Annotated in this window: 11 protein-coding genes; all 11 read left to right on the top strand. The window is 37.7% G+C overall.

Annotated features, from left to right (window positions below):
* The first annotated feature begins 11 nt into the window (after positions 1-11).
* The 11 genes from M9H69_RS09270 to M9H69_RS09220 all read left to right on the top strand — a co-directional run bounded on the left by M9H69_RS09270 (position 12) and on the right by M9H69_RS09220 (position 12,410).
* A complete protein-coding gene (locus tag M9H69_RS09270; RefSeq protein ID WP_250315264.1) occupies positions 12-2,597 on the top strand; it encodes a phage tail tip lysozyme in 2,586 nt (861 codons plus the stop codon).
* Between the two features lie 18 nt (positions 2,598-2,615).
* Positions 2,616-3,260, top strand: coding sequence for a hypothetical protein (locus M9H69_RS09265; protein WP_250315263.1), 645 nt, complete (start codon positions 2,616-2,618; stop codon positions 3,258-3,260).
* 11 nt (positions 3,261-3,271) lie between these two features.
* On the top strand, positions 3,272-3,544 hold the full coding sequence (locus M9H69_RS09260) for a hypothetical protein (protein WP_000035316.1): 273 nt from the start codon (positions 3,272-3,274) through the stop codon (positions 3,542-3,544).
* Positions 3,528-4,406, top strand: coding sequence for a hypothetical protein (locus M9H69_RS09255; RefSeq protein WP_250315262.1), 879 nt, complete (start codon positions 3,528-3,530; stop codon positions 4,404-4,406). The genes M9H69_RS09260 and M9H69_RS09255 overlap by 17 nt, the downstream gene beginning before the upstream one ends.
* 71 nt (positions 4,407-4,477) lie before the next feature.
* Positions 4,478-5,434: an LPXTG cell wall anchor domain-containing protein gene (locus M9H69_RS09250; RefSeq protein WP_250315261.1), complete on the top strand. Its 957-nt coding sequence runs from the start codon at positions 4,478-4,480 to the stop codon at positions 5,432-5,434.
* A gap of 53 nt (positions 5,435-5,487) precedes the next feature.
* Positions 5,488-6,027 (top strand): hypothetical protein, encoded by a 540-nt coding sequence (locus M9H69_RS09245; protein ID WP_250315260.1) that lies wholly within the window; start codon positions 5,488-5,490, stop codon positions 6,025-6,027.
* The gene (locus M9H69_RS09240; protein WP_250315259.1) at positions 6,028-7,869 is read left to right on the top strand and encodes a VirD4-like conjugal transfer protein, CD1115 family; all 1,842 of its coding nucleotides are present in this window, start codon (positions 6,028-6,030) and stop codon (positions 7,867-7,869) included.
* A gap of 66 nt (positions 7,870-7,935) precedes the next feature.
* Complete coding sequence (locus M9H69_RS09235; protein WP_020902572.1) at positions 7,936-8,295, top strand: hypothetical protein; 360 nt, start codon at positions 7,936-7,938, stop codon at positions 8,293-8,295.
* Complete coding sequence (locus M9H69_RS09230) at positions 8,282-11,506, top strand: PBECR4 domain-containing protein (protein WP_250315258.1); 3,225 nt, start codon at positions 8,282-8,284, stop codon at positions 11,504-11,506. Before M9H69_RS09235 ends, M9H69_RS09230 begins: the two co-directional genes overlap by 14 nt.
* A gap of 65 nt (positions 11,507-11,571) precedes the next feature.
* Positions 11,572-11,832 (top strand): transcriptional regulator, encoded by a 261-nt coding sequence (locus M9H69_RS09225; protein WP_250315257.1) that lies wholly within the window; start codon positions 11,572-11,574, stop codon positions 11,830-11,832.
* A 206-nt stretch (positions 11,833-12,038) separates the two neighbouring features.
* Positions 12,039-12,410 (top strand): plasmid mobilization protein, encoded by a 372-nt coding sequence (locus tag M9H69_RS09220; RefSeq protein ID WP_084937312.1) that lies wholly within the window; start codon positions 12,039-12,041, stop codon positions 12,408-12,410.
* The last annotated feature ends 4 nt before the right edge of the window (positions 12,411-12,414 follow it).

The following is a 12,414-nucleotide window of genomic DNA, read 5'->3' as shown; positions in this document are numbered from 1 at the left end:
GAGGTGTAACGTTGTCGAGAAAAACAAGACGTGATCTCCGTGATGCCAAACGTGAGTACAAGGAAGCCAAGTCTGACCTCAAGACAACGAAAAACAGCTATAAACAAGCTGAAAAGAGAGAAGCTCGGCTCTTAAACCCCAAGACAGATGCCGAAAAGCGTTACCTGGGGCAGAAACAAAAGGCAAGACGGACGGTCGCTAGTAAAGAGATTGAAACGCTCAAAGAGCGTAAGAAGACCGCTAAAGTAAAGAAACGCCAAGCCATTCAGCGTAACGGTGGAACAAAGGTTCAAAAGCTGGGGCGAGTTACTCATCACCAGGCTTCTCATTTTGTGGATTCGGCTTTTCAGGATAATGATGTGCTTGAAGATATTGCTTCAGCACGTCAGACTATCCGTAGAACACACGCTGAAGTAAGACAAGCTAAGAAGCTAGGCAATTATACCGTCAAGATTGGTAAAGGGGCAACTAGGGTCGTATATGGTGCAGGAAATCGCACCTATAACCTTGTCCGTGGTCGTAGTTTTACCAGGACTCCTGTTGCCAATCGATGGGAAACGAAAGTTACTAATAAATACGAACGTTTACGGGCGAGATTAAGAACTTCAAAGGCAGGTAAGACCACTAGTGCTACTAAAAAAGTAGCCGTAAAAGTTGGGAAGCCTATCTTGGCAGTTCTTAAAAATCCCTTATCAGCTAAAGCCTACTTGATTATGTTTTTAGGAGTTCTGATTATTGCCTTGTTAGGAGTCGTGACAGGTGGAGGAACTTCAACTGTAGCACAAAACGAGTTTGATCTTACAGAAGCTTGGACTCATATTTCAAAAATTGATAGAGAAAAATCAACAGATAAGGTTGATTATTGGACAAATATTGATGAAATAATGATGTTCATGGGTTACAAATATGAAGATTACAAGCTAGATTCACCCTATAATACTGATAAGAAGTGGTGGGAATTAAATAAACCTTATAAAGATCTTTTATCAACAATTTGGGATGATTTAAACAAGGATAAAGACAACCTTAAAACAATGGCTGATATTTATACTTCTTCAGATAATAAATATCTTAAATTAAGCGAATCTGAGTTGAAAGAGTATAATGAAGTTTTAGAGCAAGCTAAACAAGTTGGTTATTATGTAACCTACAACGATTTATCGAACCCCTTTAATGCTGAAGCAAATGATGAAAAATTAGATCCAATACGGATTGATAAAAGGTTTGGCTATGTTTCAAAAACAGAGATATATAATGGTTCTGTTTTGCAAGCGAATCAAGGGTCAAAACTTTATGCTGTAATGGATGGTACAATTTCTATAAAAGAGCAAGATGTGATTATATCATCAGAAACGGCAGAGTTTACTTATAAGAATGTGACTCGTGTTCGTGTTAATGATGGTGATAAGATTAAAGTTGGGAATGAAATCGGTGAGGTAAGTGATGTAGGAGGGCAAGAAGTTTACTATAGAAAACTCAAAAACAAGAAAAAGAAAGAATGGGTTTGGGTAAATGTTGGTTTCTATCTTCCAAAAGTTGAATACAATCAGACTACTTCAGTAATTTCAGATATGAACCTAGATGGTGATATTGGAAAAAAAATAAATGAGATATATAACTACTTCAAAAAACAAGATAGCAGCGTAACTTTAAACGGTGTCTCAGCAATTTTAGGAAACTTCTGGACAGAATCATCAATAACAGCAAAAAGGGCCGAAGGAGACTATTTAAGCCCTCCTGTGGGCGCATCAGCTAACTCATGGGATGATCCTAACTGGTTAAACATGGGTAATGCTGAAGTATATCAAGGGAAATATCCAAATATTGTCCATAGAGGTATTGGACTTGGACAATGGACTGATACCCGTGATGGTTCGATCAGACATACAATGTTATTGAACTACGCAAAGGATAAAGGGAAAAATTGGTATGATCTTGAACTTCAACTTGACTTCATGCTAAATGGTGATTCTCCTTACTACATTGAACATTTAAAGAATATCCTTCATTCAAGCGAAGATGTAGATTATTTAACTAACAGATTTCTTGTATATTGGGAAGGAAACGAAGGAGATAAAGTAAAAGAACGGCAACATAATGCTCAACAAGTTTTATCGTATCTCAAAAATCCTAGAGGTCACACTAGAGGAGGAAGTTCCGTTTTAGAAAGTTCATGGGGTTTTCCTTCAGAGTATTCATCTAAAATATCTAGCTATCCTTCATCAGCGACTGTATCAGCTAGTCTTGATGGTAATACTTACCCTATTGGTCAATGCACCTGGTACGTGTATAATCGGTTAGTAGAAGCAGGAGCTCCTCATTATAATTGGTTAGGAGATGGACAGAACTGGGTTAGAGGATTGACTGCTAGAGGATGGAAATATAGTTCAACTCCTGTAGCAGGAGCGGTTATGTCAATTCAAGGAGGTTTTTGGAATACTCCAGAAGAGAATGGGCATGTATCTTATGTTGAACATGTAAATGAAGATGGTAGTTTCCTTGTTTCTGAATGTAACATTCAAGGAGTTCAAAATAGAATACATTGGACTCTTTGGACAAATCAAAGTTACCTTTCATTTGCAATTCCGCCAAAATAGAAGAAAGAATGGAGAATTATGATAGATTCATCTAAATTAAAAGTAATAAAATTTATTGGTTATATACTATTGATTATCCTTGCCGGATTTATTGGAGTAGGTATAGGACAAACAGTAGCAGATCACAATCAAAAAAAGGAAATTGCTGAAAGTAAACAGACAACAACAAAGGAGGGGCTTAATCAGGAAGAGGTAAAAGAATTTTTAGTGAACTATTATACCAAAAAAGATCTTGGAGAGAATAGGAATCGCTATAAAGAATATATGACTGATGGTCTATATAAACAAACAATAGCTAAAGAAGAAGAACCTGTGAGCCAAACATATAAAGGATTTGTTGTAGATTTTCAGTTTAAATCAGCAGAAATTTATATCAATCAAGACAAATTACAAGTTATAGCGCAAGTAAATTATGTAAATACTTTACTAGATGAAAAGAAAAACTATAACACTGCTCAAAAAAATGTTTTGAACAAAAAGACGCTGAGAATAAGTTATACTAATGAAAATGGCAAAATGAAAGTAAATAAGATGGAATCCATTATTTTAACAGATCAAACAGGCGACTATGGAATTTTGGATAGTACAAAACCATCTGAAGGTTCTACAACAGATTCATCAACAAAACCAACGACAACACCTAGCACCTCAAATTCAAATTAAAGGAGAAAAATATGGCACCAAAAAAGACACAAACACAATCATTGAAGGGCAAACTTGAAAAATTTAATGCTGAGTTAGAAAAAATTCAAGAACAGAAAAGAGCCTTGAATCAAAAGGAAAAAGAGTATGAAGCGAAAATTAATGCACTTCAAGCAGAATATATCATTGCGTTAATGGCTGAGTCAGGTAAGTCTTTTGATGAATTTGAAAATTTTGCATTTAATAATTCTAACCAGGTAAATTCTTCTGAAGAGGTCGGTGAGGGTCATGTTCAGAATTATTAATCTACAAACAAATCAGCAAGAAACCTGTCAAAATAGGGATGAATTACTATCTCTTATTAATGATAGGTCGGTTTGGGCAGAAGATAGAGGAGAAACTATAACTATTCAAATAGACCAATTGGGAGAAGAGGGGATCATTTTAGACAGCCTATCTTTATCTCTCCCTCTTGAATCAATTGTGGAAGAAGCGCTCTCAGGGTTTGGTTTTAAAAGAGAAAAAAAATCATTTGGATTTTTAAAATCAAATAAGCAGAAAAAAGAAAAGCGTACCTCTGTTAAAAAAGATAAAAAGTTAGAATCTCTTAAGAGCGTAGAACAATCTCAAAATAACCTGGTTGAAGAAAAAAAAGAGACAGAGAAATTGATTAATAAATCAGTCTCAGATAAGCCAGTAAAAACTAGAAAATTAAGGTTTGGTTCGCTTGTTCTTACAATAGTTATCTGTTTAATTACAATAGCATCTATTGTTTCACTATCTCTTGTTCAAGTTCAATCTAAGAAAATTAATGATCTTGAAAATCGGATACAACTTGAAGAGAAACAAGGGAAAATTGAAGTTTTTGGTAGATTTTTTATCGCAAATTTCTATACTGGAAAAAGCGAAAATATTGTAGATTTTTTAAGCAGTGAAATGAAAACTGAAGGTCTTGAACTCAAAAAAGGAGTTCAAGCACAATCAACAATTTACGAATCACTAACCGAATCACAAGATATTATTCAAGTTACATTTGTAATCACTACAACAGAAGACTCGAATAATATTAAAACGATTAGAATGACTCTTCCTGTACGTGAAGAGGAAAAATCAATGTATGGTTATGTAATCGTAGGTAAACCTATCATTACAGGTTTTGCAGAATAACAAACATTAAAATAAATATTAAAACAAATATTAAAATAAACATTAAAATAAATATTAAAGAGGAAGAAAACATGAAAAAATGGGCTAAAATCATCACACTATCATCTATTGTCGTACTTGCTTCAGCGAGCGCTCAAATGGTTTATGCAGATACAAACGCTTCACAAAATGAAACTGCTATTACTGCTGTATCACCAAATACTGGAACTACAACAGCTTCATCAAATGCTACAACTGTTCCTGTTGTAGCGCCAAACGCTGGAACTACAACAATTCCATCAAGTGATACAACTGTTCCTGCTGTAGCGCCAAACACTGGAACTACAACAATTCCATCAAGTGATACAACTGTTCCTGCTGTATCACCAAATACTGGAACTACAACAGCTCCATCAAGTGATACAACTGTACCTTCTGTACCAACTTCACCTTCAGAACAACCTTCTGTTGTAGCTCCAACTGATCCTGGAACAACTGTAGCAACTGGTTCAAGCTCAGCAGCTTCATCAAGTAGCAGCTCTTCAGCAACTACAACTACAGCAACTACACCGACTTCTGAAGATAAGAACAAAAAAGACAATGCTACGTCAGATAATAAGGTTAGTGTTTCAACTATTGATGGGGGAACAACTACCTTAATTCCTGATGTTAAAGTGCCAACAAACAATCCTGGTGTATCTGCTCAAACAGCTGTAGAAGCAGGTGCTTCTCAGGTAGGAACAACGTCGCAAGTAACAGGTCAAGTTGTTCAAGAAGTGTCTCCTAGTTCACCAGTACAGACAGAAACAGGAGCTTCAATTGTAAGCACTCAGAACGGAAACGTTGTCCTCTCAGATGGCTCTGTAGTAGCGCCTGAGGTAATTGGAGGAACGGTTAATGAAGATAAGACTATCTCGGTTACTGACAAAGATGGGAAACTCAAAACACTTCCAAATACTGGTCTTAAAGAAAGTATATTACTAACATCTGCAGGTTTTGGATTATTGGCTATCGTCATTAGTTTTTTCTTAAAGAAACGTTCAAATTAAGGAATACGATAAAAGCACTCTTTTGAGTGCTTTTTTTAGAAAGGAGGATAAAAATGGATCAGGAGAGAATAGGAATGAAAGTAGCCGATATATATAAATTAACAGGCGAAATGCTTCTAAAATCAATGTATTATGCACTTGAAGAATCGTATCACAAACTAAATCACTATCTTGAAAACAAGACATATACGGATAAAACCAACTGGAATCAGTTTATGGCAACAAAGGATACAAAACATTTTGAAACGTTTCTGAACTCTGAACTGAACACAGAACGTTTGGAAGAATACTTAAAAGGTTACAATGTGGGATTTTCCATTATGGATAATAAGGACGGTACAAGTACAGTTGCCATCGATGCAAAGAACGTGCAAGCCTTAGAAGCAAGTTTCAAAGGGGTCATCAATGATTTAACTGAACCTGAAAAGGCAGAAAAACTTACTAAAAATCTTATCAAAACACCAAAGACCATGACTTTAAAGGAGAAATTGACTTACTACAAGAAAAAGGTTACCGCAGAAATCAAAACTAAAGATAAGGTTAAAACACCAACGCCTAAGAAGGCTATTGCGAAAGATGAAAAGGGGTTATAGATGGTTACAGAACAGAAAAAACGTCGCTTTCTCCCTTATTTGATTGTGGGTCTTATCCTTTGCTATGCGGTGCATTGGTTGGTCAAGCTTTATGACATAGCACCTGCAACTGAAGGAGTTACCTTTATAGATAATGCCCGTTTGGATTGGATGATGGAGAATTGGACAAGTAAGTCTTTTATTGACTTTAACTTCACTCAAGCTAGTCTATATGGTGGCGGTTTAGCTCTCTTTGTTGTCCTGATGTTTTACTTTCGAGTTGGTGACAAAGGGCGCTACCGCTACGGGGAGGAATACGGGTCGGCACGGTACGCCACGAACAAGGAAATAGCTTCTTTTCGGGATAAAGAACCTGAAAATGATATGATTTTCAGTCAAAATGGACGAATGGGACTTTTCAATAAACGCCTCCCTTTCAACCGTCAATTAAACAAGAACACGCTGATAGTCGGTTTACCAGCGGACGGGAAAACTTTCACCTTTGTGAAACCTAACCTGATGCAAATGAATAGTTCATTTGTTATCACTGACCCGAAAGGTCTTCTTGTCCGTGAGACAGGAAAAATGCTTGAAGATCACGGCTATAAAATCAAAATCTTTGACCTGGTCACTCTGACCAACTCTAATCAGTTCAACGTCTTTCACTATATGCACGATGAGCTAGATATTGATAGAGTTGCTGAAGCGATTATCGCAGGGACAAAACGGTCAGATAACACAGGTGAGGATTTTTGGAATCAGGCTGAAATGCTTTTGATGAGGGCGTTGATTGGGTATCTCTACTTTGACGGAAAAGTCCTGAAGAAGTATGAGCCAAATATCGCTCAGGTTGCAGACCTTTTAAGAAATATCAAGCGTGAGGATGAAGATACTCCAAGCGTGGTTGAAAGACTGTTTGAAGAACTTGAAGAAGAATTGCCAGGAAACTATGCTAATAGACAGTGGGAATTGTTTAATAGCAACTTTGAAGGCAAAACAATGACGTCTGTATTATCTATTGCTTCTTCACGTTTTGCCGTCTTTGACCATGATGCGGTTAGAAACCTGACCGCCCGTGACTCAATGGAAATGGAAAAATGGCAGATTGAAAAAACAGCCGTCTTTATCGCTATTCCTGAAACAGATAAGTCTTTCAACTTTATTGCAACGACTATGTTTACCATGATGTTTAGGCAGCTACCAAAGACAGCGGATGAAATCCTTCAGGGAGACCATCCAACGTGCAAACCTGAAGACTTGTTACATATCAGACTTATCTTAGATGAGTTTGCCAACTTTGGACGTTTCCCACACTTCACGGAAACACTTTCTTCAGTTCGCTCCCGTGAGATTTCAATTGATATTATCATTCAAGCCATCAGTCAATTGAAGGCACTCTATAAAGACCAATGGGAGACCATATTCAATAACTGTGCTACCCTAGTTTACTTGGGGACGAATGATAAGGAAACAATGAACTATTTCTCAATGCGAAGCGGTAAGCAGACTATCAATGTTAAGAATCAGTCGCAAACAAGAGGAACGCAAGGGTCAAGCAGTCAGTCTATTCAAACCATTCAGCGTGACCTTCTCACACCTGATGAGGTGGCTCGTATTGGGGTTGATGAAGCCTTAATCTTTATCTCTAAACAAAATGTCTTCAGAGATAAGAAAACTAACGTTCTTCAGCATCCACGTGCTAAAGAACTGGCGAATAGTCCAAGTGATACGAACTGGTATCGTTATACCCGTTCCATGTCTGATATGGATGACTGGGATGCCAACGTCAACCATGATAGGGTGATAGAAACAACTAGCGCAAAGGTGCTAGAAGTAAAATTACCATTTGAGGAAGTGGCTTAACCAAAAGAAAACCTGTTAGGATTGCCTACCAGGTTTCTTTTGTATTTTGAGGAAAAGGAGGAAAACATGACACAAACAACTAATATGAGGGGGATAGGTTACTTTGATACCCTCTTTTCAGTCGTTGAGATGCCAACGATGGCGGAAGCACTCAAACAGTTTGCACTTGAGCATCAAGTGACTGGAAAGAGCAACCAGGGGGAGGTCTTAAATGACTTTGTCAGCATCTTGATTAAGACGTTAGACGTTGAAGATTTTCAAGCAGTCTCTACACAGCTTTTTAGCTACCCTAAACGGTATAGAGGAGTGCTTGAAGTTGAGGAGATTGAACCTTCTAAGGAAAAGCTGATTTACTTAAAAGCTAATATTGATAGCTTGCTTCAGGAAGAAATAGAGGTAAGGAGCAGGATAGATGGCGAGTATTGAAGAACTCAAAGCCCTGTCAATTCTAAAAGTGGCAGAAAGCCTGGGCATGAGTTTACAGCGAACAGGAAGCTATACTTACACTTGGGAAGAACATGACTCTTTCACTATCAATGTTAGGGAAAACTATTTCAATTGGTTTGCCCGTAGCAATGGCGGTGATGTGATTAAAATGGTTCAAGTCGTTCAGGAAGAATTGACAGGGGAGAAGCTTTCTTTTAAGCAAGCAAAACACTTCTTGGAAGAAGGTAGTTTTGACGTGGTCGATGTGACCAACGTTCCTGAAAAAGAACCCTTCAGCTATTACCTTGAGCCTTATGAAACTAAGTTCATAGAAGCCAGGGAATATCTGAAGGATGTCAGGGGCTTGTCTGATGAGACGATCGATTTTTTCGTAGAAAAAAACGTCTTATCACAAGCAACTAAAAAGACAGGGGACTACTATGAACCTGTCATTGTTTTCAAGAGTTTAGACAACCAAGGAGAGGTTATAGGCGCTTCTCTTCAAGGTATTAAGGAAAATCATGACCTTTACGAGAGAGGGCGCTTAAAACAGATTATGAGGGCTTCTGATGGTATGACGGGAATGCACGTTGATATTGGAACACCTAAACGATTAGTCTTTGCGGAAGCTCCTATTGATTTGATGAGCTATTATGAGCTTCACAAGGATAGTCTTGAAGATGTCCGCCTGGTTGCGATGGATGGCTTAAAAGAATCAACGGTGAGTCGTCACGTGGCAGAACTCTTGTCTGAAGTTGGTGAACTTGATGATGAGGTTGACCAGGAGAAAAAATCTTCCTTCCTCGCTAAAACAGCTAAATTAAGCACTTTTTTTAAGGATGGAAAGCACCAGGACTTAATTACCCTTGCAGTTGATAATGATGAAGCAGGTCACGCCTTTATTGAGCGGTTGACCAATAAAGAAATTGGATTGACTCCAGATCTCCCCCCGAGATTGGAAAGTCAGGACAAGATGGACTGGAATGATTACCTGAAGGAGAGCAAAGAAAAAGCCCTTGACCGAAGTCAAGAGCCACTTAATAACATTGGGGGCGAACTAATCAATCGCAATTCCGGTTATTTAGAAGGCGAACCTTCAAGGACAGCACCACAGCCTGAAGAGTCAAAGACTCAACCTGATTTTCCTGCCAATGTTCAATTATATTTTAACATTGATAGGTCAAAAGAGTCAAGTGTTGGGCTTAGAAATGGCTATCATTATGCGACTGATAAAGATTTGAGGTATCTCAATCGTTACGCTGAAGAATTTCAAAAATCGGCTGACTGGTATCTTAATGAGTTGGCTGATAGTAAGGTCACGTATTTTTACCAGGATAAAGAAGACGTTCAGATGCTTCAGGTGGATTTTGAAAAAAGGCATTGGATGCACTTGACAGGGATTGCTCCTGTTTATCATGAGTGGGCTGAAAATTTATCAGAGCAATTCATTGAAGACGTAGCTTCAGGAAAAGGCGATTTTGCAAATTTAACAGTTGGGATTGGCTTTAGAGATAAGGCAAAATTACTCCCTATGCTCCCTGAAATCTTTGAGTCAGATTCTTTTGTCTTTGATGATTTATCTTCCGTTGAGAAGATGGGGCGGTTAGATGTTTCAAGTGCTATTCGTTCAGACGATAAAGATATTCTTTTAGCTTTTCGGACGGATGATAACTCAACCTTCCCTGCAACATTGCTGAAGCCTAGCCGAACGCTCAACATTGAACTGGATACTTTAAATCAAGAAAAAACGATATTAGGGGTCTTTGTTGAGAAAGACGACAGCATCAAAACAATGTCAATCAATCCTGAATTTGTTAAAGATAATGGACAAGCAATGCTTGATATATTGCGACAAAATAAAGATTTTGAACCCTTTAAAGATGAACCAAATTTACAAAATGGAGGTCTAGCTATGGCAGACAATAATGAACCAAATTTGAGAAATCGCATTGAGCAAATTCTCAGAGAAGACGAAGAGAAAAAACAAGCTGAAGCACGAAAAGAAGAGCTTGAACGTGATTCAGATGGTGATGGTATTCCTGATGAAGTTGAAAAAGCTCAAGGGACAAGTCCTTTTAATGCTGACACAGACGGTGACGGAAAGTCAGACCAGGAAGAGGTTAGTTATGGGTCAAACCCGATTGACAGCAATCATCCAAATAATCAAAATCAACCTTCACCTGAACCACAAAAAAGCATTGCTGAACTGATTCAGGCAAAAGACAGTAAGGGGCTTTCTCAACTTTTGAAAGATGGCGTTAAAGACTATTTTCAGTCTGACACTTACAAACAATACTTGACCACAATGAGTAAATTTCACAATTACTCACCGAGAAATATTCAGTTGATTTTAATGCAAAACCCTGAAGCTTCTCACGTGGCATCCTTCAAAAAGTGGAAGGATGAATTTGAGAGAAGTGTCAATAAGGGAGAAAAGTCATTACGGATTTTTGCCCCTATAACTCTAAAAAGACGAGACCCTAAAACTAATGAACCACTCTTAGATGAGAATGGAAATGAACAAACATTTATGTCTTTCAAACTTGTCCCAGTCTTTGATGTCTCACAGACAAATGGAAAAGAATTACCCAAACCAATCTATGAACTTGAGGGGACTTATGAAGATTATGGCAATCTTTACAAGTCAGCTAAAGAGGTATCTGAAGCTAATGGTGTTCCCCTTTCTTTCAGCAAAGACACCAAAGGCTCTAACGGTTTTTATTCCGTAACCAACAATGAAATTGTAATTAAGCAAGGGATGTCCGAGCAACAAACACTAAAAACAATCTTTCATGAAATGGCACATTCTGACCTACACAATATGGAGAAATTACAAGAAACTCCTCTTAAAAGAAGTACCGCAGAATTACAAGCTGAGTCAGTTGCTTTTGTGGTAGCTAGTCATTATGGGTTAGATACAAGTGAGTACAGTTTTGGCTATTTGGCAACATGGACAGATGACCCTGACGGACTATCTGACCTAGAAGGTCAAATTAAAATTGTACAAAAAGAAGCAGATAGTTTGATTTCAAGAATTGATAAAACTCTTGAAAAGTATCAAACTAAAGAACTGACCAAGGATGCCTTTCAAGAAAAAATTGATCGCTTGAAAAACCAATCTAAAGAAAAAGAGGTTGAACCTAAAGAGAAAGAGCAGGCGAAAGATGCTCCAAAAAAAGAGCAGAAGAGCGACAACGAGATGAGCCTGTAAAAGACCTTGTCGCTCAATTATCCGCAGGCTTTATGAGTCGCAGAAAACAAACGGAGGACTAAAAAATGAATGACACTATTGAAACAACATTACTTCTCAACTTGTTCTATTTCGAGAATGGAACGTACACAAGAAATGAAAACTTTATTGAAGCCAAGCGCAGAAAAGCCATCGCCCTTTTAGATGAAGATGCAGACGAACTCAAAAGCATTGACTCTGACCTAGCTGAAGAATATCAAGAAACAATTTCCTATCTTGACTCTCTTTCTGATGAAGACTACCAGTCCTTAAAAGAGGAGTTGCTTCAACAAGTTGAAGTCAACTAAGGTCTGAAAGACGACTAAGGGGCTTGGGGCTTTTCCCCAAAACTTTGAAAGATTTCCCGACCCCGAATTGGCAGAATTGCCAGTATTTGGGGTTGGAAAAATCTTTTAAATTTCGCAATTGGGTACCCAATTGCTATGCTTGCCAGTTTGAAAAGTATAGAGGGCTACAGCAAAGATGTCAAGAAAAATGAATGAGGTAAGAATCAATGACAGAAGAAAAACGGTATCGTGAAATTCAGCGAAAAATGAGAGTTACCCCAAGAGAAAATGAATTGATTAAAGAACGGATGGAACTTCACGGATTTAAAAATTTCAATACCTATGCACGTTATATGCTTTTGACAGGTGAGGTCGTAACCGTTGATTATTCGGAGCTTATAAAATTAAGAACGGAGATAAATCGTATTGGTACAAATATCAATCAGCTTGCAAAGTACGTCAATACAAATGAAGAAATTACACTTGAAAACTTTCAAAATTTACAGGATTCACTTGCAGAAGTTAAGCGGTTGATGGATGACAATTTTGATAAAGAAGTGGCTATGATTGAAAAAATGATGAGAGACAGAAGGGAGTAAATTG

Origin of the sequence: Streptococcus oralis (genome assembly GCF_023611505.1) — a bacterium.
GTDB lineage: Bacteria > Bacillota > Bacilli > Lactobacillales > Streptococcaceae > Streptococcus > Streptococcus oralis_CT.
This window is presented reverse-complemented; position numbering and strand designations above follow the sequence as displayed.